21 protein-coding genes are annotated in these 24,751 nt (G+C 34.1%); 14 read left to right on the top strand and 7 right to left on the bottom strand.

The window, feature by feature from the left end; genetic code table 11:
• Positions 1-213 precede the first annotated feature (213 nt).
• The 4 genes from K6T82_RS09480 to K6T82_RS09465 all read right to left on the bottom strand — a co-directional run bounded on the left by K6T82_RS09480 (position 214) and on the right by K6T82_RS09465 (position 5,472).
• On the bottom strand, positions 214-729 hold the full coding sequence (locus K6T82_RS09480; RefSeq protein WP_223705687.1) for a hypothetical protein: 516 nt from the start codon (positions 727-729) through the stop codon (positions 214-216).
• A 99-nt stretch (positions 730-828) separates the two neighbouring features.
• On the bottom strand, positions 829-1,725 hold the full coding sequence (locus K6T82_RS09475; protein WP_223705686.1) for a helix-turn-helix domain-containing protein: 897 nt from the start codon (positions 1,723-1,725) through the stop codon (positions 829-831).
• Positions 1,726-1,823: 98 nt separating this feature from the next.
• Positions 1,824-3,089, bottom strand: a complete 1,266-nt coding sequence (locus K6T82_RS09470) for a hypothetical protein (protein WP_223705685.1) — start codon at positions 3,087-3,089, stop codon at positions 1,824-1,826.
• Positions 3,090-3,114: 25 nt separating this feature from the next.
• Positions 3,115-5,472: a TonB-dependent receptor plug domain-containing protein gene (locus K6T82_RS09465; protein WP_223705684.1), complete on the bottom strand. Its 2,358-nt coding sequence runs from the start codon at positions 5,470-5,472 to the stop codon at positions 3,115-3,117.
• A 136-nt stretch (positions 5,473-5,608) separates the two neighbouring features.
• Between K6T82_RS09465 and K6T82_RS09460 the strand changes: the two genes are divergently transcribed.
• From K6T82_RS09460 to K6T82_RS09445, 4 genes are all read left to right on the top strand, one after another.
• Complete coding sequence (locus K6T82_RS09460) at positions 5,609-6,601, top strand: helix-turn-helix domain-containing protein (RefSeq protein ID WP_223705683.1); 993 nt, start codon at positions 5,609-5,611, stop codon at positions 6,599-6,601.
• Between the two features lie 362 nt (positions 6,602-6,963).
• The gene (locus tag K6T82_RS09455) at positions 6,964-7,800 is read left to right on the top strand and encodes a sulfite exporter TauE/SafE family protein (RefSeq protein WP_223705682.1); all 837 of its coding nucleotides are present in this window, start codon (positions 6,964-6,966) and stop codon (positions 7,798-7,800) included.
• On the top strand, positions 7,787-8,194 hold the full coding sequence (locus K6T82_RS09450) for a DUF1634 domain-containing protein (RefSeq protein WP_223705681.1): 408 nt from the start codon (positions 7,787-7,789) through the stop codon (positions 8,192-8,194). Before K6T82_RS09455 ends, K6T82_RS09450 begins: the two co-directional genes overlap by 14 nt.
• A gap of 83 nt (positions 8,195-8,277) precedes the next feature.
• Complete coding sequence (locus K6T82_RS09445; protein WP_223705680.1) at positions 8,278-9,300, top strand: LLM class flavin-dependent oxidoreductase; 1,023 nt, start codon at positions 8,278-8,280, stop codon at positions 9,298-9,300.
• Positions 9,301-9,575: 275 nt separating this feature from the next.
• Here K6T82_RS09445 and K6T82_RS09440 read toward each other — a convergent pair whose 3' ends face one another.
• Positions 9,576-12,023, bottom strand: a complete 2,448-nt coding sequence (locus K6T82_RS09440) for a TonB-dependent receptor (protein ID WP_223705679.1) — start codon at positions 12,021-12,023, stop codon at positions 9,576-9,578.
• A 242-nt stretch (positions 12,024-12,265) separates the two neighbouring features.
• On the opposite strand from K6T82_RS09440, the gene K6T82_RS09435 reads away from it, so the two are divergent.
• A complete protein-coding gene (locus K6T82_RS09435; RefSeq protein WP_223705678.1) occupies positions 12,266-13,543 on the top strand; it encodes an acetyl-CoA C-acetyltransferase in 1,278 nt (425 codons plus the stop codon).
• Positions 13,543-14,268 carry a hypothetical protein gene (locus tag K6T82_RS09430; protein ID WP_223705677.1) on the top strand — a complete coding sequence of 242 codons (726 nt, stop codon included), beginning with the start codon at positions 13,543-13,545 and terminating at the stop codon, positions 14,266-14,268. Before K6T82_RS09435 ends, K6T82_RS09430 begins: the two co-directional genes overlap by 1 nt.
• 50 nt (positions 14,269-14,318) lie before the next feature.
• Here K6T82_RS09430 and K6T82_RS09425 read toward each other — a convergent pair whose 3' ends face one another.
• Positions 14,319-14,930 carry an FMN-dependent NADH-azoreductase gene (locus tag K6T82_RS09425; protein ID WP_223705676.1) on the bottom strand — a complete coding sequence of 204 codons (612 nt, stop codon included), beginning with the start codon at positions 14,928-14,930 and terminating at the stop codon, positions 14,319-14,321.
• Between the two features lie 109 nt (positions 14,931-15,039).
• On the opposite strand from K6T82_RS09425, the gene K6T82_RS09420 reads away from it, so the two are divergent.
• Positions 15,040-15,420, top strand: a complete 381-nt coding sequence (locus tag K6T82_RS09420; protein ID WP_223705675.1) for a winged helix-turn-helix transcriptional regulator — start codon at positions 15,040-15,042, stop codon at positions 15,418-15,420.
• Between the two features lie 65 nt (positions 15,421-15,485).
• On the opposite strand, the gene K6T82_RS09415 is transcribed toward K6T82_RS09420, so the two are convergent.
• Positions 15,486-16,235 (bottom strand): dihydrodipicolinate reductase C-terminal domain-containing protein, encoded by a 750-nt coding sequence (locus tag K6T82_RS09415; protein ID WP_223705674.1) that lies wholly within the window; start codon positions 16,233-16,235, stop codon positions 15,486-15,488.
• Between the two features lie 403 nt (positions 16,236-16,638).
• Between K6T82_RS09415 and K6T82_RS09410 the strand changes: the two genes are divergently transcribed.
• The 7 genes from K6T82_RS09410 to K6T82_RS09380 all read left to right on the top strand — a co-directional run bounded on the left by K6T82_RS09410 (position 16,639) and on the right by K6T82_RS09380 (position 24,735).
• Positions 16,639-17,070: a DUF1810 domain-containing protein gene (locus K6T82_RS09410; protein WP_223705673.1), complete on the top strand. Its 432-nt coding sequence runs from the start codon at positions 16,639-16,641 to the stop codon at positions 17,068-17,070.
• A 138-nt stretch (positions 17,071-17,208) separates the two neighbouring features.
• A complete protein-coding gene (locus tag K6T82_RS09405; protein WP_223705672.1) occupies positions 17,209-17,559 on the top strand; it encodes a hypothetical protein in 351 nt (116 codons plus the stop codon).
• 230 nt (positions 17,560-17,789) lie between these two features.
• Positions 17,790-18,485, top strand: coding sequence for an ABC transporter ATP-binding protein (locus tag K6T82_RS09400; protein WP_223705671.1), 696 nt, complete (start codon positions 17,790-17,792; stop codon positions 18,483-18,485).
• A 2-nt stretch (positions 18,486-18,487) separates the two neighbouring features.
• On the top strand, positions 18,488-20,779 hold the full coding sequence (locus K6T82_RS09395) for a TonB-dependent siderophore receptor (protein WP_223705670.1): 2,292 nt from the start codon (positions 18,488-18,490) through the stop codon (positions 20,777-20,779).
• A gap of 5 nt (positions 20,780-20,784) precedes the next feature.
• Positions 20,785-22,236, top strand: coding sequence for an ABC transporter permease (locus tag K6T82_RS09390; RefSeq protein ID WP_223705669.1), 1,452 nt, complete (start codon positions 20,785-20,787; stop codon positions 22,234-22,236).
• A gap of 1 nt (position 22,237) precedes the next feature.
• The gene (locus K6T82_RS09385) at positions 22,238-23,587 is read left to right on the top strand and encodes a DUF3526 domain-containing protein (protein WP_223705668.1); all 1,350 of its coding nucleotides are present in this window, start codon (positions 22,238-22,240) and stop codon (positions 23,585-23,587) included.
• 548 nt (positions 23,588-24,135) lie between these two features.
• Positions 24,136-24,735 (top strand): RNA polymerase sigma-70 factor, encoded by a 600-nt coding sequence (locus tag K6T82_RS09380; RefSeq protein WP_223705667.1) that lies wholly within the window; start codon positions 24,136-24,138, stop codon positions 24,733-24,735.
• Positions 24,736-24,751 lie beyond the last annotated feature (16 nt).

Genomic DNA, 24,751 nt, shown 5'->3' with positions numbered 1-24,751 from the left:
AGTCGCAGTCGCAGTCGCAGTCGCAGTCGCAGTCGCAGTCGCAGTCGCAGTCGCAGTCGCAGTCGCAGTCGCAGTCGCAGTCGCAGTCGCAGTCGCAGTCGCAGTCGCAGTCGCAGTCGCAGTCGCCCTTAGCTTTGTCAAAGTTTAAAACTTTGACAAAGCTGTCAAGCCAAAGACTGAAAACTGAGACTGCGACTGTGACTGTGACTGAGACTAAAAATTAATACGTTCCGATTTTTTTTTGAAATAAATTCGTTTTGGAAATTCATCTTCTTCATTTTCCTCCCAATCAAATTCTTCATAATTTAATGATCGTAAAATAGCGATTAAAGCAGCATCTACGGCAAAAGCTTTTACCCAAATTAGATCATGTTTTCGTTGAGAGGCAATTTCTTCAGCACGTTTAATAAGTGCTTTTAAATCTTCTTCATCAAAATAAATGATTTCACTTAGATTAATTGCTTTTAAGGCTCCAAGGTTTTGATTTAATATTCTCGATGAATCTAATTTTAAATACGCTTGCGGAGTTTCGCCGAGATAAGCCATCAGGATTTCAATCGAAAAATCATTTTGAATTCGGAACAACTCTTTTTGCGAAAGATACTCTTCTGCATATTTTTTTCCTAAATCTTTTTCTTTAAATAAATTGGTATAAAACTGAACGGCTTTGTCTTCCATCCAAAAGACATTATCGTTAATGATGACAACAAATTTTGCAACTTTACTCATTTCTTTTCTTTAAAAATAAAAAGCAAAATTGCAGCGAAAATTAGTCTAAAAAAAGAGCGATACGGCTTCTATTTTGTGCAAAATGTCTGTAAAATGATTTTAATCGATTTGTTTTTTTCGATATTCTAAAGGTGAAATTCCTTCATAGTTTTTAAAAAAGCGTCCAAAAACAGATTGATCCGAAAAATGGAGTAAATCGCTTATCTGATTAATCGACATCTCTTTATTCTGTAATAAGACTTTGGCTTCTAAAATGACCATTTCGCTAATCCAATCACTGGCAGTTTTTCCGCTATTTTTTTTAATAACCTCAGATAAATATTTTCTACTTACGTTTAATTTATCTGCATAATGCTGTACCGTTCTGAAGTTCAAAAAATCTTTAAAAAGCAAGTCTTTAAACTTTTCAAATAAAAGATTTTGTGTTTCTGAAATTGTTTTTTCTTTCTGAAGAGCATCAATTTCGTAAATTAAAATGTAGAGATAACTTCTCAAAATAGAAGCTTGATGTTTCGACTGATTTTCTGATACTTCTTTGATTAAACCAAAAACACTTTCAAACTTACTTTCCTCGATTTTTGTGAGCGAAGATAAATTGCTTTCATTATTTTCAAAAAAATCATATTGTTTTAGAAAAAAGACATTTGCCTGACTTTCTAGAAAAAACTGAGGTTTGAAAAATATAATATCGATTAGAATTTCTTCTTCGTTTTTAGAAAAACTTCGAATAACTGAAGGTCCTAAAGCAATAATCGAAGGAGCATGAACTACTTTGGTTTCGAGTCCGATATGCATTATGATACTTCCCTTCCTTAAAAACTCAATGGCATAACTTTCGGCACGATAGGGTTCACTAATATAAGGATGATCATTTGTTTGAATATAAAAATACTCTTTCTGATCTGCATGAGAAAACAAGCCTTTATGATGCTTTAATGAATAGGTTTGTATATTATTTTTCGACACTTTTTCTTTTAATAAACTATTGTTTTTCAAATATAAAAAATGTTAAAAAAGAAATAGAATTTTTAAATAACACAAATAAAAAAATGGCGCAAAAAGCGCCATTTTTAAAATCTTAAATCCAACTAAAATTAGTCTTTGATAATATTAAATCCTTGGATTCTTCCACTTTCTTTTAAACGGAAAGTTTCTTTTACAACTCCAGTTGCTGGATTGTATTGGTTAACACCAGAAAAACCATCTCCTGTGCTGTTTGATAAGAAATAGATTTCTCCATTATGGAAAAACGGATTTTGTGTTGTATAGAAGTTATCTGGTGGCATGTTCAAACGAGTTGCTTTTTTAGTAACTGCGTCGATTTCATTCCAATACCAAACATCGTCTCTGTATCTAACCCCGTGTTGACCTCCATTGTAGTAAGAAACCGCTCTTGATGGAATTGTTGTATAAATTTTGTTGTTGTAAGCAAAAAGTCTATTGAATTCTGCTGGAAACTGATACGATTTCATATCCAAAGCAAAAGTAGTATCAAAATTAACTTCTCCTTTTTTGATTCTAAGAATTTTAGAAGAATAATCAGATGGCTGTGTTTTCATATCACCTACTGAAGCAAAATATAAATCTCCAGTTACAGCATCTAAACTCCATAAAACGTGGTCAATAAATACACCTAAATTAGTTGTACCTCCCATTTTAGTTACGTTTTCGATTTTGTTTGTAGTTAAATCATAAACTGCAATCGCAACTTCTTTAACTACTGGAGTTACCTGCCAGTTTCCTGCCGCTTTACTTCCTAACAATAAATCCAAGTACAATTTGTTGTCTCTTTTTGCAATAATCAACTGCCCGATTGACTCTAATGGTTGTCCTTCTGAAAGTGAAGAAAAATCAATTTCTCCTGTTCTTTCCATTGTCGTTGGGTTGAATTTTTGCAATTTCAATCCACCTCTTACTTTATCCCAGTAGTATCCTTCTGTTGGACCAGCTACTAAATAATTTGTTTCGTAAGCATTTGATTGCGATGCCAAGAAACCTTGATCTACCACTTTTCCTGTTGCATCAAGTCCCATTTTATTGATCCCTTGTTTTGTATTTGAAACATCGTTTACTTTAAAAAGCATTTTATCTAAAGCGCTTCCTCCTAAAGAAGACGTTACTTGAAGAAATGGTAATCCTGAAAGATTGATTTCTCTAGATTTATTGTCTTTTAATGCATAAATACCACCACTCCAGTTTGCTGAACCATTGTAAATAATCCAAGTTTCGTTTTTTGGTAAAGTATCGTCATTATTGCCGTTATCGGTATTGTTATTATCGTCATTGCTGCTGCAAGAAAATAAAAGCATACAAGCAGCCATTCCTGCAAGTACTGAACGAAGTGAATTGCTTCTTTTCATAGTTAATCTGATTTATTGGTTTTATTTAAAAAAAATTATAAACTAATTTGAGATGGAAAGATCTTCCCGGTCTTTGAACATTAAAATTGTCATACAAGCGTACATCTCCAATATTCCTGCACTCGGCAGAAACGGTTGTTTTATTACCTGCAAAATGATAGTAAACACCAACATCGTTAGAAAACTGACCAAGTCTTCCGTCTTGTGGAATGACCAATGAAGTCTGAAAATCTTTTACATCTCCAAACAAAGGCGGCTCTTGATTTTTTGGAATAGCCACCAAGAAAAATCGGTGGGTATAATTGGCATTCCAGGTAAAGTTTAGATTGTCGCCTTGCTTAAAAATATTTCCGAAGTAGGTATTCAACCAAAAATTTCCAAATAGAAACGGAATATTAGGTACTCTAGAATCATCCAAATACTTGAATTGTGCTTCTTTTTCTTCTCTTCGAATGTCTTGATACGTTATGTTGAATCCCGTATTTATCCATTTTGAAGGAACATAAGTAGTTTCAAATTCAAATCCTTTTATATTCGAATTCTCATAATTGATGTATCGGTTAAACGGAATATCGAGTTGCAGGAAAATAATGTCTTTTACTTTTCTGTAGAATAAATTTCCAGAAAAGGTCAAACTGTTGTTTTCTTTACCAATTGTATATTGTCCGTTTAAATTTAAATTGTGACTTTTCTCTGGATCAAGATCTAGGTTTTCTTTTACCAGTCTGGCATCTCCAAAAATTTCAAATTCATCAGGAAGACGTGTTGCATATTCATAAGAAAGTTTTACTAAATAACTGTCTTTAACCCATTTTAAACCTCCTAAATAACCAAACTGACTATCATCTTTTGAAGCTTTCCATGCAAAACCGTAATTATCTGTCGTATATCCTTCTGTATTATAATGGTAATATTTTGCTGCAACGATACTTTCCAACTTCTTATCCATCCATAAAGAGCGCCATGCAAAAGCCATATTGTCTTTTCTGTATGTTGCAGGAACTGTAAGCACATCAACGCCATCAATAATCGAAATCGCTCCAAGCGGATCACTTCCTTTTCTTCTTTGTGAATAATATAATTCACTAAATTCTAAAAAGTTACGATCAGACAATTCATATTCCATGTTCAATCTTGATGAAACAAAATTGTATTTCATTCTTTGATTGTTCCCCGATCTAATTTCGCCAGGTTGCTGATTTTCAGCTATAATGTCACCTAACCAATTGTAACGAACTGTTGTGGTATCAATAAATTTGGTGTTGAAATGACTGTAATTCGTTAAAAATGCGACTTTCAATTTATCATCAAAAAACTTTTTACGGTAATTGACCATTCCCGTATAATTCTGTTCTTTAGAAAATGCCTGTCCGTACACGTAGCGCATTCCGGCATCATTTTGAATCTGTTTATAGAAATCCGAATAAATTAAAGTCAAACGAAAATCATCTGCCCACGATTTTTCTTTTAGTCCAACAAAAGCTTCTCCGTAATTGGATCTTGTCATATCATGAAAACGCTTTACATTTCTAAATTCCTCATTCGTTGCATTTTGAATCGGAACATTTACTTTGTAATTATTATCAGAATAATTAAAAGAGCCATTAAAACCTCCGTAAAAATTGTTTTTATTTTGAAGATAAAGATTAGCTGTTGCTCTGTGTGTATTGAAAGAAGCCACTTCATAAGATACTTCTGCAAAATTTTTATTGGAAGTTCTGGTCACCAAATTCACACCGCCTCCCAAAGCATCAGAAGCAAGATAAACTGGCATTACACCTTTGTAAATTTCCACTCTATCGAGCATATTTACTGGGATTGTTCCAAGACTAAAACCGTGGCCAAACAGCTCGATAGGAATTCCGTCTTTAAAAATTCGAACTGCTTTTCCCTGAAGTCCGCCCAGATTAATCTGCACTTGCGAACCTATATTTCCATCTGTTCTTAGTTTGACACCAGAAGCTCTGTTTAGATAATCTCCAACATCTCCAGCTTTATCATATTGCTTTTTAAAATCTACAACCTGAACTGAAAAGGGTGATTCTTCGATTTGTTTTTTGATGCTTTTATTTTGAACCACAACTTCATTCAAATTGGCTAAATCGGCATCATCTGTTTTTAATGTAAACTTGAAATGATTATCTTGCTCACAGTTTACAGAAATGGTTTGTTTTGATTTTGATCCATTCTTTTTTACCATTTCGATTTGGTACGTTCCAGTAGAAAGTGAAAGTTCTAAAACACCTGAATTATTGGTGCTTCCCATTGGTTTACTATCAACCAAAACAGTAATTCTAGATAGAGGATTTCCTAAGTTATCTTCAATATGAATGTAAACCGGACAGGCATTTGCAGAGAAAAGTCCCATCAGGAATAAAAACATAAGGTTTAATTTGAGTGTCAAGCTGTTTTTATTTAAACTTATTATAAATTATATTTGCACGTGCAAAAGTATTTTATAACAGACGGATGCATTTATGAAAGTGGAAGTTTTAATTATGAAATTAGAAGTATAAGAGATGGCATTTAAAATTGATACGAATGATTTTGCTGATTTTTTGGAAAGCGTTCCAAAACCAAACACGGGTCTTTCTGAAATAGAATTGGAAGACGAAAAGGACATCAAGTTTATTACTCCAAAAGGTGATATTTTATTTCACGAGCATTCTATTACCGAAGAATTATCGATTCTTCAAGGAAACTACCAACTTCACGACGATGTATCCATGTCAGGAAGAGGAGATTCATCACTCTTAGAAATGCATTTTAATCTTTCAGATCAGAAAATTGGCTATATAAATCCTGGTTCTGTAAAAGATTTTGCTGCACCCATGTCGGGCAATATCACTTTTCTTTCTGCAGAAGACAATCATGCTAAAATTGATTTTAAAAAAGACATTATTTACAATACTTTCGACATTCATCTTCCTCTAAATGTACTCACTAAATACGAAGGAGAATCTAAGGTAATGGATAGTTTTTTAAATAATATCCAAAAAAACAACAGCACTGCTTTATCTAAAAATGAGATTAAAATTGGCGCTAAGATTTATGGTGTAATTCAGGATATTAAAAACTGTTTTTATAAAGGTCTTACCCGAAAAATCTATATGGAATCTAAAATTTATGAACTTATTGCTTTAAGCCATCATGATTTAGATCAAGAAAAAGAAGCTACAAATTTGACTGGAAGCGATATAGAAAAAATAAAATTTGCCGCACAATTAATTAGAGAGAACATTGACAATCCTTATACTATTGTCGAACTTGCCCGTAAAATTGGTGTAAACCAGACCAAACTAAAAGAAGGTTTTAAAACAGTTTTTGGCGAAACGGTTTTTGGATATTTGCAAGAAATCAGAATGAACAATGCAAGACACTATTTAACCGACACATCACTTTCTATTCAAGAAATCAGCCTACTTTCTGGCTATCAAAATGTTTCTAACTTCAGTATCGCTTTTAAAAGAATATTTGGTTATTCGCCCACTAAGCTGAGAGTTAAGGTTTAGTTTTCAGTTTTCAGTCGCAGTTTTCAGTCGCAGTTTTCAGTCGCAGTTTTCAGTCTCAGTCGCGGTCGCGATCGCAGTATTCAGTTAGCGGCGAGTAAGCTTTGTCAAAGTTTAAAACTTTGACAAAGCTTCTAAAATCTAAAGTAAACCGAGACTGAAAACTGAGACTGAAAACCGAGACTGAGACTGAAAACTGAGACTGAAAACTGAGACTGAAAACTGAGACTGAAAACTGAGACTGAAAACTGAGACCGAGACTGAATACTGCGACCAAAAAAAATTTTTAAGGTTTTATTAAGCCCATAATTTTTCACAGAACAGATATGTATTCGTAAATTAGCCATTACAAAAACATACTTTAAATGACAATACTTACCTTTACTCTGATTATGATTCTGGGTGCTTTTTTAGCAGGCTTTATCGGTTCATTATCAGGCTTAGGAGGCGGTATCATTATTATTCCGCTTCTTACGATCATTCTTGGTGTCGACATTCACTATGCCATTGGAGCCGCTTTAGTCTCCGTTATCGCAACCTCTTCAGGCTCTGCTGCAGCTTATGTAAAAGAAGGAATTACCAACATGCGAATGGGAATTTTCTTAGAAATCGCTACTACTATCGGAGCTGTTTGCGGTGCATTACTTTCTACCGTTGCTCCTACTTCTTTTATAGCCGTTTTATTCGGTTTAACATTGATTTTCTCTGCAATTAATTCACTTCGAAAAAAAGAAGAACACATTGTTTTAGAATCTAGTCCTTTGGCTAAAAAGCTAAAATTAGAAGGAACTTACCCAACTCACGATGGCGAAGTTGTAAAATACGGAACCAAAAACGTAATTGGCGGTTTCAGTATGATGGGCGTTGCCGGAATGATGTCTGGCCTTCTTGGAATTGGTTCTGGAGCTTTTAAAGTAATTGCAATGGACAATATTATGAGAGTTCCGTTTAAGGTTTCAACAACCACCAGTAACTTCATGATGGGTGTTACGGCAATGGCAAGTTCTGTAATTTATATTCAAAAAGGATATATCGAACCTGGAATTTGTATGCCAGTTGTAATTGGAGTTTTGTTTGGAGCAATGGCTGGAGCCAAAATTTTAGTACGAACTAATCCTAAGAAATTGAGAATCTTTTTTGCTTGCCTAATTTTTGTTTTGGCGATCAATATGATTTATAACGGACTAAATGGAAAAATCTAATATGGTACAGGAAGAAAAATTTGGAGAAAAAGATTTTCAAACCATCATCGGAAACTTACTTCGTTATGGTGTTTGGATTTCATTATCAGTCGCTTTTATTGGCGGTATCGTTTATATTTTGCATAACGGAAGCCAAATTGAAGATTATTCTGTTTTTAAAGAAAACGATCGAAATATATTTGAAGTAATCGCCGCAATTTACAACGGAGCAATTCAAGGAAACGGAGAATCATTAATATTTACAGGAATTATTTTGCTGTTTTTAACGCCAGTTTTGCGTGTTTTGCTTTCATTATTTTCCTTTTTATTAGAGAAAGACTATTTATACGTCGGCATTACTTTAATTGTAATAATGATTATCATTATCAGTATTTCGTTTGGATTCTCACATTAATAATGCTTTAAGCAGTAAGCTCTAAGCTTTAGGCTTTCTAAAGTGCTTACGGCCTATTGCCTAAAACTTAAAGCTAAAAAAAAATGGAAATAGGAATCGACAGTTTTGCTTCGGCAATGTATGGTGACAACAACACTCTGAGCAGTGTTGATGCTATGGAGCAGCTTTTGCAAAGAATTGAATTTGCAGATCAGGTTGGTCTTGATGTTTTCGGAATTGGCGAACATCACAAAAAAGAGTTTTTAGATTCTGCCACAGCAGTCATTTTAAGTGCAGCCGCAGCAAGAACAAAAAATATACGATTGGCAAGTGCCGTTTCGGTTTTGAGTGCTGCAGATCCTGTGAGAGTGTATCAAAGTTTTGCGACTTTAGATTTGATTTCTAAAGGAAGAGCAGAAATAGTAGTCGGTCGTGGATCTTCTATTGAAGCCTATCCCCTTTTCGGATTTGATTTGAATGATTATGATAAACTTTTCAGCGAAAAATTGGAATTACTTTTACAGATTCGCGACAATGAATTTGTGAATTGGCAAGGAAAATTTCGTCCCGCATTGAACAATCTTCCAGTTTATCCGAGAGCATTACAGGAAAAAATGCCGATTTGGCTTGGAGTTGGCGGAACACCAGAATCTTTTATCAGAGCTGGATCGCTTGGACTTCCATTAATGGTAGCCGTTATTGGCGGACAAACACATCGTTTTAAACCTTTAGTCGATTTATACCGTCAAGCGGGAAAAGCCGCAGGTTTCAAACCTGAAGAATTAAAAGTCGGATTGCATTCGCCAGGTTATGTTGGCACAACAACAGAAAGTGCCGTGGCTGACTATTATCCAGGTTATGCCGAATTATGGACTAAATTAGGATATGAAAGAGGCTGGCCTCCTGTCACAAAAGGAAAGTTTGACGGATTAATAGATGATCTAGGTGTTTTAATTGTAGGAAGTCCAGAAAGAGCTGCAGAAAAAATCCTGCGTCACAGCGAAGCACTTGACGGCGTTGACCGCTTTACTTTCCAAATGGATAATGCAGGCTTGACGCACAAACAATTAATGAATGCAATAGAATTGATTGGTAAAAAACTAATTCCGTTGATTAGGAAAGGTTAATTTTTTGCCACTGATTAAAGGGATTTCTCTAAAATTGAATAGCATCCAGCTTTAGCTGGATGAACATAGTATAAATGAAAAAAGAAAAAGGCTTAATCAATACCTCCAGTTAAAACTGGAGGCAATTCATGAAAACTTTGTCCCTTTGCCCCTTTGCCCCTTTGCCCCTTTGTCCCTTTGTCCCTTTGTTACTTTGTTACTTAAAAACAAAAAGCATCGTCATAAAAACGATGCTTTTTTTGTGATTTGCAATTTTTCAACGAAAACAAACCAATTTAAAATTTATAAGTAACACCAACTCTAAAGTTTCTTGGTGCTTCAGTCTGCCAGTAATAAGCTGACAACCATTCGTAGTAAGAACCGCTGTAAAGATATTTATCTAAAATATTGAATACGTTTGCAGTAACCTTAATTTTTCCAGTTTCATAAGACAAACCTCCGTCTAGTTTAAAGTAAGAAGGCAATCTTTCTAAACCTGCACTCCACGTATCCGTTTGGCGTCCATCATAGAATGTTCCACCAATAGAAGCGCCAAATCCTTTTAGTTTACCATGTTGAAGCGTATAATTTAACCATGCATTTGCTGTATGTTTAGCATAACCTGGCACAATATCACCTTTGTTAATTCCGGTTGCCGCAGAAACAGCAGGATCAATTTCGTTTACGATAGATTCTGTGAAAGCATAATTGGCAATCAAATTAAGTCCTTCAAAGATTTTTCCTCTAACGTCAAACTCAATACCCTGTGCTCTTTTTTCTCCCAATACAACACTAAATTGCTGTCCTGGAGTATTTGCAGGATCTCCTGTAAGTTCGTTTTTCTTTAAAATGCTGTAAGCAGATAAAGTAGTACTCCACGAACCATCAAACCAATCTCTCTTAATACCGATTTCTCTATTATTACCAGTAAGAGGTTTTACCTTGTCTCCATTTCTAATGATACCAGATTGCGGTGTAAAAGCCTGATCGTATAAGGCATAAACAGAAGTATTTTCGTCAATTGAAGCACTTAAACCTACACGTGGCGTAATGTGACTGTCAGAAATTGGATCTCCACCCCAACTTGCCTGACTGATCCAAGTGTATCTTCCTGCAAGCGTTAATCTTAATTTATTTTCAAAGAAACCTAACTCATCCTGAATATATCCAGCGGCATATTCTGTACTCATTAAACCACCAATTGCTTTTGCTCTTACAGAAAGTGGGGTTGTATGGTCAAATTGTGGAAAACCATTTGATGGTGTACCATAATTTGGATTATAAACATTAAACGGATTTGCTGGTGTATCTAAATCATGAGATTGTCCCCAATCTGCCATATAATCTTTGCTTCCTAAATCTACTCCTCCTAATACTTTATGCGTAACACTTCCTGTATTGAATTTTCCGTTTACGAAAACCTGACCCAAGTACATATTACTTTCTGCATCCCAAATACCAACATTTCTAATGATATCTCCGTAAGCCAGATTACCTTCAGGAACACCGTCAAAATCTCTATCGGCAGGTCCAGGTCCTACAACTCCAGGCCATGAACTATATCCTTGTTGAATGTATTTAAAGTAAGAAGTCTGTGCACTAAGTTTCCAGTTTTCATCAAACTTATGTTCGAACATTAAGTAACCGCTATGATCCTGAATATTGGTGTCCGGAAGTCCTGGCTGTGTCATGGTAAAACCAACTGGCGTTGTTGCATAACCACCTGCTGCTGGTCCGAAAACATAGTAAGAACCTACTTCTGTCATGTTTGCATACTGGAAATTATACTCAGCTGTAATTTTTGTTTTATCGTCAATCTGATAGGAAACTACTGGAGCAATTACGTAACGATTATTACGTTCAAAAGCACGATGAGAACCTTTATTCTGAGCAGATCCGTTGAATCTGTATAACAATTTTCCTTTTTTATCTAATTTTCCATCAAGGTCGATACTTGCTCTGTAAAAATCATAGCTTCCGCCAATGACACTCACCTCGCCTTTTGTAACTCCGGTCGGTTTTTTAGTTACAACATTATATAATCCGCTTGGATCACCACTTGAAAGCATAAATCCTGCTGGTCCTTTTACAAATTCAATATGATCAACAAAACTCATATCTTCCGTTAATGGTCCCCAAAAAGAAGAAACTACATTAAATCCGTTTCTAAAAGCTTGAATTTGAGAACCTCTCATAGTGATATTTGTATATAAATCTCCCCAGTGCTCCAAACGAACCGCACCACTCACGTTACGAATTACTCCATCACTCATGCTCGTAATTTGCTGATCTTTTAACGTTTGACCACTTACAATCTGAACATTTTGAGGAATTTCTAAAACTGGAGTCTGAAGACGCAATGACAATGATGGTTTGTCTTGCTTGTATTTGTTTTTTTTAATTACCACTTCTTCAAGATCTTCCTGACTTTCTGAAAGCGAAAAGTTTTTAGTCGTTGTTTGTTTTGCACTTACTACAACACTGTTTTCAATAGGCTTAATACCTACACCTTTTACAATGATATTATACGTTCCTGGTTTTACGTTTTTAATTTCATAATGTCCCGAAACACTAGTAACATCTGAATATTTTGTTCCTTTTAAAGTTACAGAAACGTCTCCTGCAGGTTTGTTTCCACTTAACGAAACTTTACCATTTATATTTCCAAGTTGTTGTCCGATCATGTTTAATGAACTAAACAGCAACAGGAAAAAATAAACTTTTGCACTAAAAATTATTTTCATTTTGGTTTGATTTTAAATTGTCGCGCAAAAGTAGGCCCAAATCTTATTTTATCCAAATTATTTTTATCCATTCTAAATAAATATAACATTTTACACTAAATTAGTAAGGAATTCAGGTGTTCAAAATTTACTTATGAAGTATTTCCTTAGAAATTAATCTACATTAAGTACATATACCGAATTGTATTTTTATCTTTATAATTCTAAAATCATAACACCTCTTCATTTAATAATAACTTGATATGAAATCGAATACGACAAGAAAAGTAGCCATTGTAGGTTACAACAGAATTCCTTTTGCAAGAGCAAATACTGCTTATTCTAATGTTGGAAACAAAGAAATGATGATTGCTGCACTTGATGGTTTGATTGATAAATATAATTTGAAAGGAAAACTATTGGGAGAGGTTGCCGGAGGCGCTGTCATCAAACATACATACGACAATAATCTGATTCGCGAATGTGTAATGAAAACAAGCCTTGATCCTGCAACTCCTGCATGCGACTTGCAGCAAGCCTGCGATACAGGAATTGAAAGTGCTATTTATATCGCAAACAAAATTGCATTAGGGCAAATTGATTCTGGAATTGCAGGCGGCGTAGATTCTATCAGTGATATGCCTATTGCCGTTAGCGAAAAACTTAGAAAAATTCTTCTAGAGGCGAGACAAGCAAAATCATTAGGCGGAAAAATCAAAACATTTTTAAAACTTCGCCCGAAAGATTTAAGTCCATTAGTTCCTCGAAATGAAGAATCTCAAACAGGACTTTCTATGGGTGGACATACCGAAATTACAGCCAAATACTATAAAATATCCAGAGAAGAACAAGATGAATTTGCTTTGAAAAGTCATTTGAATATGGCAAAAGCATACGATGAAGGTTTTTTTGATGATATGATAACCCCTTTCAACGGATTAGAAAAAGATAATAATCTAAGAAAAGATAGCACAATTGAAAAATTAGCGAAATTAAAACCTGCCTTCGACAAAGTAAATGGTACTCTGACTGCAGGAAATTCGACACCTTTAAGCGACGGCGCTTCTTGTATTCTTCTCGCAAGTGAAGAATGGGCAAAAGAGCAGCAACTTCCAGTCTTAGCTTATATCACTTTTGGTGAAATTGCCGCAATTGAATATGTAAAAAATCAACAAAATCTATTATTAGCACCCGTATTTGCGGCTTCAAAAATGCTGGAAAAAGCAGAATTAAATCTTCAGGATTTTGATTTTTATGAAATTCACGAAGCTTTTGCAGCACAAACCTTAACGACTTTAAAAATATGGGAAAGTCCAGAATTGAGTGCTGAAATCGGCTTAAAGAAAGCTCTTGGCGCAATTGACAGAAATAAATTGAATGTAAAAGGAAGCAGTCTCGCGGCCGCTCACCCATTTGCTGCAACCGGAGGAAGAATTATCGGTGTAATGGCAAAATTACTTCACGAAAAAGGTTCTGGCAGAGGATTAATTTCTATTTGTGCTGCTGGTGGACAAGGTGTAACTATGATAATCGAAAAATAATGAACGTCATTCAGAAAACACTGTCTTCTCTATTTCCAAAGTACAAATCTCGTTTAATTATTGAAGGCCAGAAAAAGCTTTTTAATGGAATAATGGATTCTTTTCCTGATCATTTAGCCGATTTGAAAACTCAGGCAAAAGTCAATAACTTTCAAGGTTTTAAAAAATTTGATTTACATCCTGATTTCAAATACACTGAAATCTATTATCCAGGCGAAAACTATTTGAAATACAAAATTAGAGGCAAAAACAGTAAAATTTCAGGATTAAAGATATTCTCCAAAGTTAATGAGAGGTTTGAAGAAGTTGAAATTCTGCTTTGGGATAATTTGATTTGGGCATTAAAAATCAATCATTCTAATTATGATTTCAAAGAATTTGACTTTTCCAAGATTCGAAACAACAGCATTGATGTTTCTAGTTTTGATTTTCCAGCTCGAAAAATAGATCTTTTTTATGATAATCTGGATGAAGCTATACAAGAAAGATTAGATTATAATGATGTCTTTGATGAAGAAATTGACGGAAAGATTTTCTACACCTTTTACGGTCTTGAAGATGGAAATTCGCTCGCTGTTGATGAAGAATTAAATGTGTATTCTATTGCTTACGATACAGATAATATGCTTTTAAAAATGGATATTTCATTTCTTCAAATTTTGGATGATCTTGCAGCAAATCGTTTTGATGAAAAAAAACATCTTGAAGAACGATATAAAAACTAAACATTTTAAAACAAAAATCCCAGCTGTAACAACTGGGATTTTTATTTTATTTAAAAAGCAAACTCTTCAACCGAAGCTAACGCTTTTGGTAGAGCGTTAGCTGCAAAATCAGGAATTGCGGTTCCTTCTACGCGAAATGTAGTTACATCTGTCATTCCTAAAAAACTGAAAACAGCTCTCAAATACGATTCTGAAAAATCATAACTTTTGTAAGGGCCTTCAGAAAATATGGCGCCAGAAGCAATAGCTAGATATACTTTTTTATTGTTTACCAATCCTTTTGGAGATCCATCGGCATAGCTGAAAGTCTTTCCTGCTCTAGCAACTTGATCGATCCAGCCTTTTAAAACTGCTGGAATTCCAAAATTGTATAAAGGAACTCCAATCACAATACTATCAGAATCCAATAAACTTTCAATTGCTTCGTCTGAATATTGAAGCGCTGATTTTTGCTCTTCAGAATGTGTTTCTGCAGGAGCATAAACAGCACTAATATGTAAACCCGTCAAATACGGTAAAGGCGTTTTAGAAAGATCAAGAGTTTGAACGGTACTGTCGGGATTGGCTGCCTTCAACTTTTCGATAACTGCATTAGACAATTGATTACTAAAAGAGTTTTCTCCATTAGTACTTGTTATTATTTTTAGAATTTTTTGGCTCATAATTGAATCATTATTTGTTTTACAATACAAACTTATTTACATTTACTATCCCTTTTATAGTACTATCCCCAAGGATAGCGCTATACTTGAAGATAGTAAAGCAAAGAATATGGAAATAGCAACAGATATCATTAGTGAAATTGCAGAAAAAGACTGCCAACCTCAGGAATGTATGGCAGCACTTTTGCCTGTTAGAGATGCGTTAGAAATTTTAAGCGGAAGATGGAAACTTCCTATTTTGATTGCATTAGACGGAAGCCCTAAACGATTCAAAGAAATTTCGAAAATTATTAATGGAATTACAGACAAAATGCTTTCAAAAGAATTGAAAGATTTGGAAATCAACAAATTGGTTACAAGAACCGTTTATGATACTTTTCCGCCAACGGTAGAATATTCTAGAACCGAACACAGTAAATCGCTTAAAAATGTTATTATGGCTCTAAAAGACTGGGGCACTTTGCATCGAAAAGAAATTATAGGGAAATAACCAAACAAAAAAGTCGCTAAGTTTTATCAATACTTAACGACTTTTTTGTTTTTAAAAGATAACTCTTAAACCGTAAAATACGGTGTCAATATATCTTCAAAATTATACAAACCTTTTTCTTTCTCTTTAATGTTTTCGGCAACAAATATTACTCCGTTTCCAAATGCTTCTCTCGAAATAGATTCGTGAATTAAACGTACCGTTTGAAACGGAAATCCAAAAATCACTTCATGTTTTCCAACAATTCCTCCTGCTCTTACCACGTTGATATTTTCTTTGTCAACATCTAGGGCTTCCGCAATTTTTACAGCTGTACCAGAAGTTCCTTCCTTCGCTTTAAAGTGTTCCTCGTTTACTTCAATATCAACCGAAGGTGCAATTTTCTTCAAAAATTTAGCAGCAAATAATAAAAAGTTAACTCCTAACGTAATATTTGGAGACCAAAAAACCGTTGTCTTATCAGCGAGTTTCTTAAGTAATTTTAATTCTTTTTCTTTATAATGTGAGATGGCAGAAATGATTTTTACTTTATAATTTGCCGCCGTTTCTCCATAAGTATAAATTCCTTTGCTTGACGAAAAATCAATGATCACATCTACCGGATGTTTATCCAATAATTCTTCTACAGAGGTATGAGTGCTAGAATAGATTAAGCCGGGTTCTTCTGACTGGATTCCAAAAAATTCGGGAACAGATCTGTGCTCTAAAACGTTACTTTGTCTTAAAACCCATTCCAGGCTGAATTTTTTATTTTCTAATAGTATTGAAGCTACTGATTTTCCAGTTTTTCCGAATCCGATTAATCCTATTTTCATAAGCATTTGTTTTTTTATGAGCGAAAAGCTCGTTAGAAAAATTGATATTATTAAGTGGTCAATATCAACTCAAATTTTAATTCATTTTGGCGCTTTTAAAACTGCCATAAGAGTAAAAATAGGAAAATCATAACAGAATTCCATGTTAAAATTGAATTTTATAACAAAAAACTGACGTGTTAATACTATTTTTTCTGTTAATTAAAAATCCTCTCTTAAATAATTGTCCTTGCCAAACCGAACTAAATAATGTAATCTCTACACTAATTTTTTTACTCTTGTTTATCAATTATTCGATCTAAAATGTTAAAAAATCACCTTAAAAAAAAGATTTGATAATATACAAGTAAACATATTTTCTGTAGTTTTATCACCTGATACCCCAAATCAATATCAGAACATAATGGCCTACAACAACAGTGAATTGCTTCGTTTTCTCGATGCTCAGAACAAATTATATCTGACCGCTCTGGATGAAATAAAAAAAGGTAAAAAAGAATCGCCATGGATGTGGTTTATTTTTCCTCAAATAAAAGGAACTGGTTCCAGTGATACCTCTAAATTTTACGAAATCAAAAATGCTGACGAAGCCATTGCTTTTCTAGAGCATCCGATTTTAGGAAAGCATCTTGTCGAAATTACTTCCGAGCTGGTGAAAAAAGAAGAAACGGTAAGTGATATTTTTGGAAATCCTGATATCGAAAAACTACAATCTTGCATGACCTTATTTGCCAGTGTTCAAAATAGTGAACCCGTTTTTCAAGAAGTTTTACACAAATATTTCGATGGTTCGTCTGATTTTCATACGCTGCAATTATTATACAATAACCTGTAAAGTGGGTATAAACACTGGCTTTTTCAAAAATAATTTTAAAATTTAAAACTGGCCTTTGTACTATTTCAAAATAAGATATCTATATTTGCAACACTGTTGCGATTCATATCCACTGAGAAAAGCGACAGTAAATTTGGAATGAAAAAGAAAATTATTGTTGTTAATTTCCTGATGTCTTTAATGGTATTGTCTGCAATGCTGTTTCAGACCATACATTCTTATGAACATGTTTTCAAACAGCTTTCAGAGAAACCTTGTGAGCATCATACGAGTAAAAATCAAAAGGAAATAACGCATAGTCATTCCGTTGATACGAAATGTCATATTTGTCATTTTGCATTCAGTACTTATATCCCAAATTCTCTTGAAACGGTACTTTTTCAAAAAATTAAAATTGAAACGAAGCCTGTTTTTATATATACCAAATCGGTTTCCACATTTTTTAAAGGCAGCTTATTTGCTTTAAGAGCCCCTCCTGCTCTATTTTAGTTTATAAATATTTATCTGTTTTAACTTTTTGCTTTTTCCAAGCGAAGAGACCAATCTATTTTTACTTTAAAATCAACAAATTAAGGATTCCTTTTGTTGCGCTTTCGCGGATAAATCGCTGTAAACTATCACTATAACATTATTTAAAAAAAATTCAGGCATTCGTACAGAGTTTGCCCTGAAATCATTTTACCATTCATTAAAAAAATCAATCCAAATCAAATATAATTATGCTTACAGCTGAAAATCTGACCAAGAAGTATGGTGATCATATTGCGTTGAACGCTTTAAATTTAACTATTAAAGAAGGCGAAATATTTGCTCTTTTAGGTCAAAACGGTGCTGGAAAAACCACGACAATTAACTTGTTTTTAGGTTTTATTGAACCAACAGAAGGAACTTTAACCATTAATGATATACCTGTTACTTTAAATGCAAAAACCACCAAAGAATTTGTAGCTTACATTCCAGAAACCGTAATGCTTTATCCGAATTTGACAGGATTGGAAAACCTTAAATTTTTCTCTTCTCTGGCTGGCTTTAAGTATTCGAAAGGCGAATTGGTTTACTTTTTAAACAAAGCAGGACTGCAGGCCAAAGCACACGATCAGAACTTAGGAGGATATTCTAAAGGAATGCGCCAGAAAGTCGGAATTGCTATTGCTATCGCTAAAAAAGCAAAAGTGCTTTTATTGGATGAACCTACAAGTGGTTTAGATCCGAAAGCTTCTAATGAATTTTCTCAGATCCTGAAAGAACTTTCTGCAGACGGAACAGCTATTTTAATGGCAACGCATGATATTTTCAGAGCGCGCGAAGTGGCTTCTCATATCGGAATCATGAAGCAAGGCAACTTGGTTACGGTAATTGAAGCGGAGAAAATTTCGGCAAATGAACTAGAAGATTTGTATTTACAAACGGTTTAGAGATGAAAAATTTATTCTCTTTATTAGTTGTAGTAACCACTTACTCTATTGCCAATGCTCAGCAAAATACAAAAGTCAGAGACAGTATTAGAAAAGATTCTTTAGCATCTCAACTAAATGAACTGCAGACAGTTGAAATTGTAGGGCGCTCAACGCGAAAGTACAACAGTGATTATTCTTTTTCAGCCACAAAAACGGCAACTTTAAACAAAGATATTCCGCAATCTATTTCGAGTATAACCAAAGAATTAATTGCTGACAAAGGTGCCATTTATCTGGCCGATGTGGTTAAAATGGCGAGTGGTGTTATTCCTGCAAGTTATTACAATCAATATACTATTCGAGGCATTAGTCAAAACGAAGAAGGTCAGATTATCAACGGAATGCGTACCAGACAATATTACTTTCTACAACCATTAACCAATAATATCGAACGCGTTGAAGTGATTAAAGGTCCATCTAGTGCCACGTTTTCTTCTGTTGACCCAGGTGGAAGCATCAATATGGTCACAAAAAAACCTTTGGCAATTGACCGAAAAGAAGTGAGTCTAACTGTAGGAAGTTTTAGTACGCTTCGAGGAACTTTAGATTTTACAGGACCTTTAAACGATTCTAAAACACTTTTGTATCGTGTAAACGGTGCCTATCAGGAAGCAAAATCATTTCGTGATTTAGTGAATAATAAGTCGTTTTTGATTTCTCCGTCTTTCAGTTATATTCCAAATGAAAAAACAGCCATCAATACCGAATTGATTTTGAGTGATATGACCGGCGTTCTAGATCGCGGACAACCCATTTTTGGAGCTGTTGCCGGTGTGACTAATTTAAAACAGACACCAATTAGTTTGAATTTAGGCGCTTCAGGAGATTACTTTAAATCAAAAGAAATGATTTTGATGACCAATCTTGCTCATAAATTTACTTCAAAAATTGGTTTTAACGCTTCGTACATGAAGCAAACCTGGACCGAAAACCTTCAGGAACATCGAACTACCAATGGTTTTGCAGTAGATATGAACAATCAACCTGTAACCAGTCTTGCCATGATGCAATTTGTTCAGCGTCAGCAATATTGGGATATTGATAATTTAAGTACTTATTTTAATTTTGATGTTAAAACAGGTAAATTAAATCATAAACTATTGACAGGATATGATTTAAGCAGTTGGAATAAAAATATTGGCGGCGGGCAAAATGCTGCAAGAGGTTATCTTTTAAAAGACGGAACTGTTGCCAGCTCGTTTGTTCCAGCAAATGCTTCAAATTATCAAACGGTAACCATAAACGGCGTTATTTTACCCAAACCAAACGTCAATTTCTTTGATTTAAATAATCCTTCGTATGCACTTAGAAATACACAAGATTATGTGCTGAATGTTCGTACAGCACTTCCGTCTGCACTTACAACAACAAATGCGATTTATATTCAAGATCAAATTCAATGGGAAAAATTTACTTTCTTATTGGGACTAAGAAACGAATGGTTTGAGGATATTACGAATTACAAATCAAATAATGAATTGACAGTTAAAAAATCAGCTTTACTGCCAAGAATTGGTATTACCTACGCTGTAAACAGTGCTATAAATGTTTACACCACCTATTTAGAAGGTTATCAACCACAATCGAACACCACTACTTTAATGCCCCAAACGGGAAGCTTACCTGCGGGAAGTATTTTTAAACCTTTGGAAAGCGATTTAAAAGAATTTGGGATTAAAGCGGTTTTCCTGAACAATACTGTAAGTTTTAACGCAGCTGTTTACGAAATCAATCAGCGTAATATTTTGATGAAAGCCAACGATCCTGTAAATCCTGATCTTTTGGTAACAAGAGGCGGAGAAAGAAGTCGTGGTTTTGAATGCGATTTAGCAGGCTATATTACTCCAGATTGGCAAATAAACGCTTCTTACAGTTACATTGATGCCGAAATTACAAATGATGCCGATATCTCTTTAATTGGTCAGAGAAAGCAAAATACGCCTAAAAACAGCGCCAATTTATGGACACGTTACAATTTTGGTTCTGATTCGGCTTTAGACGATTTCGGAATTGGTTTTGGAATGCAATACCAAAGCAGTAAAGTACCATGGTTTACGAGAGATTTTACACTTCCTGATTTTACCATTTTTGATGCTGCACTTTATTACAAACCCAACAAAAGCAACATGCAGATTGCAGTTAACGCAGGAAATCTGTTGAATAAAACATATTGGTTAGGCGCTCAGAATTATTTGCGACTTTTTCCGGGAAGTCCTAGAAATGTCAGCCTTACCGTAACTTATAAATTTTAATTTATATGAAAAAATTACAATCAGAACTTTTAATAGCCAAGCATTTAAGACAGTCTGTTTTTAAGAATAAAGCTATTTTTATTATCACACTTTTTATTGGTATTTTACTTTTATATGCCATTTTCTCTGGTTGGGAAAATTTTAAAAACCAGAACGAAACCAGTGAAAAGTATCAGCACGAATCGAGAGAAGATTGGTTGAAAAATCCAGATAAGAATCCGCATAGAATGGCACATTATGGAAATTTCGCTTTTAGAAAAAGTACTTCTCTAAGCGTTTTCGAATTCGGTATGGAACCTTTTTTTGGAAATGCCATTTTCTTGGAAGCACACAAACAAAATACAGCCAATTTTTCTGAAGCTGGATTTTCTAACAGTATGCTGCGCTTTGGAGAAATCAGTATTGCCATGGTTTTACAGGTTTTACTGCCTTTATTGATCTTTTTTATTGGATTTAATTCTATTGCATACGAGCGTGAAAACGGAACTTTAAAAATTCTTTTAACGCAAGGCGTCAATTGGAAACAGCTTCTAATTGGAAAAGCACTTGGAATTGCAAGTGTTATCATGATGCTTTTTATTCCAACCTTAATTATTTTGGTTTTAGTTTGGTTGTTTCTGCAAAATTTCACCATCACAGCAGACGAAACCATAAAAATGCTATTATTTATAGTGTTTCATCTCGCTTATCTCCTATTCTTTTGTGTGATTGCAGTTCTGATTTCGGCAATAAGCAAAACTTCTAAAAAAGCTTTAATTACGCTTATCGGAATCTGGCTTGTCTTTACTATTATTCTACCAAGAACAACACAAGCAATTGGAGGTTATATTTTCGAAGCTCCTTCAAAAATTCAATTTAACAGTGCCGTTGAAAAAGATATTTTGAAACAAGGTGACAGCCACAATCCGAATGATCCGCATTATAAAGCGATCAAAGATTCTCTTCTTCGTGCTTACAAAGTCGATTCGGTACAGAAACTTCCTTTCAATTATTCAGGATTTGTTATGACGGAAGGAGAAAAAATAAGCTCCAGAATTTACAACGAACATTTAGCCGAATTACTTCAGGTGTATAAAAAGCAAAACAGTTTTTCTAAAGCAGTTTCCTTTTTGAATCCGTATATAGCAATGAAAAATTTATCGATGGGATTATCAAATACGGATTATGAATCGTACATCGATTTTCAGAAACAAGCCGAAGAATATCGTTATAAAATGGCTCAGAAAATGAATGCTTTGCAAATCAAATACATTAGTAATAAAAAGCCTTCTGCTGGAGAAAAACCTTATTCTATCAGCAAAGAACATTGGGCAGATCTTGAAGATTTTCATTATGAAGCTAAACCGATTGCAATAGTTCTAAAAAACGAAATCATTTCAATCATCTCTATTATTCTCTGGATTACGCTGCTTTTTATTTTAATTCGAATTGCAGCTCAAAAACTTAAAGCCATATAGTATGTTATCATTAATATTTAAAAATTTCATTCGGTCTAAAGGAACCAAAATTGGGTTGTTTTTCTTGTTTTGTATTGGCTTTATAAGTTTATTGATTGGAAAACAGTTTCAGGATAAACAGCAAAATAATATTCTGGAAGCAACAGTTTATCAAAAAGAAAGTCTTGCCAGAAATGCTGAATTTCATAAAGATGAAATCGGACTCTTATTATATTACGCCAAGTTTTCTTTAGTCAATAAAACATTGCCAATAAACAGTTTAGCCATCGGTCAACGCGATGTAAATCCGTCGATTCAAAGTGTGAATATTCGCGGTCTGGAAGCTCAGAAATATGATGCAGAACTCAATAATGCCAACAATCTTTTGGCAGGAAATATGGATTTGAGTTTTGTTCTCATTTATCTTTTTCCGCTTTTAATTATTGCTTTCTCCTATAATCTAATTTCTGAAGAAAAGGAAAGCGGAACTTGGAAAATTGTAGCAACCCAAAGTCAAAACACCTTTATTTATATCATAAAACTATTCTATATCAGAATTTTAAGTTTGATTGCTTTACTTAGTATTCTGCTTTTTGCTTCCGTTTTATTTTTAAGCGTCCCATTAGATTTGTCATTTTTCACTTTCTACGGACTTGGAATTCTATACATTTTGTTTTGGTTTGCAGTATGTTTCTTTATTGTTTCATTACAAAAACATTCTAATTTCAACGCTGTTATTTTATTGACAATCTGGTTGTTTCTGATCATAATTGTTCCGGCTGGGATTAATGCTTATATCGTAAATAAATATCAAATTCCCGAAGCTTTAGAACTGACTTTAAAACAGCGAAATGCCTATCATGAAAAATGGGATACCGATAAAAACGAAACGATGGAAAAGTTCTATAAACATTATCCACAGTTTCGAGAGTACAAAATTCCGGCAGATAAGGAATTTACGTGGCTTTGGTATTATGCCATGCAGCAATTGGGCGATGATGAATCTGCTGTACAATCAAGTGAACTGGAAACCAAATTACAGCAGCGAAATCTTGCCAGCCAAAGCATCGCGCAATTTATCCCAACGCTTCACACACAATTACAGTTGAACGAAATTGCCCATGCAGATTTAGGAAATCAGCTTTTATTTTTGAAAGAAACAACACGTTTCCATGAAAGATTGAGATTGCATTTCTATCCTAAAATCTTTACTGACGCGGCTGTAAAGGATCAAAAATGGGAGAATTTTAAAGTTGAAACTTTTAATGATCCTACATCAATAAGATTTGCCAATGCTTTTCTGCCTTTGGTTATTTTTAATGTATTGTTGATTGTTTTGGGATGGTTTAATTTTAGGCGTAACGTTATTTAATTTTTTTGTAACGCAGAGAGCGTAAAGTTTTTTCGCAAAGTTCGCTGAGTTTTTTTGAGGATGCTTTTTTAAAGCGCAGCTCGCAGAGTTCTGTTCACAAAGATGCTTGAACATAGCCCACGGTTTCAACCGTGGGACGCAATAAATTTACCAATATATGCATCTCCAAGGTTGAAATCTTGGGATGTATTGAATTGCCAACACGTATCCCCAAGGTCGAAACCTTGGGCTATGTTTTACAAAGAGTTCGCAAAGTTTATTCGTTAAGCTTTGCGAACTTTTTTTATTCTCGATTCTTAGATCTAAATTGAATCTTTGCGAACTCTGCGTTAAAAAAATCGTTGCGCTCTTTGCGTAATTCTTTGCGTGCTTTGCGGTAAAAAAACACCAAACCAAACCTTTTCTGAATAAAATTTTTGAAAACAATCAATAAATTTATTTTATTTAGAATTAATATAAATAAACTTTTATATTTGCCGCTTTCTGAGCAAAATCGAGTATTTTTCAAAATTTACTTAATATTGCTTTTATAAAGATAAGTCGCATTGATGAACAACAATACCAGTTTCGAATTAGAACTTTTCCATTCTTTTAAGGAAGGAAATGAAACTGCGTATACCTTTTTCTACGATAAATATTTTAGGCGAATTCAATCTTTCAGCGTTCAATTTATCTATGATAATGACGAAGCTGAAAATCTTGCTCAGGAAGCCTTACTACACTTATGGCAAAATAAAGAAAGCGTAGAATCCATCAACGGAATTCAGGCTTTCTTATATACTTACGCCAAATCAAAATGCTTGAATTTAATTCGACACAATAAAGTGAAAGATAAATTCAAGAATGACCTCCTTAACCAAAAAGAAAAAGAATTGAATATCGAAGTTTTAAATTCGGTTCAGTTTGACACTTTAGAATTAACCGAATTAGAACGTATTATTCAGGAATCCATTAACGATTTACCCGCTAAAACTCGCGAAGTTTTTATTAAAAAACGTTTTGAGAATAAAAAAAACGCAGAAATCGCAGAAGAAATGCAAGTTACTTTAAAAGCCGTAGAAGCCCATATGACAAAGGCTTTAAAGATTTTAAAGTCTAAATTATCCGATTATCTGTTCTTGATTTTTATTCTTATTTGTAATAAGTAAAAATAAAAGGTAGGGT

The organism is Flavobacterium potami, assembly GCF_020026915.1.
Taxonomy (GTDB): Bacteria; Bacteroidota; Bacteroidia; order Flavobacteriales; family Flavobacteriaceae; genus Flavobacterium; species Flavobacterium potami.
The sequence above is the reverse complement of the archived record's forward strand: the minus strand, read 5'-3'. Positions and strand labels throughout refer to the sequence as shown.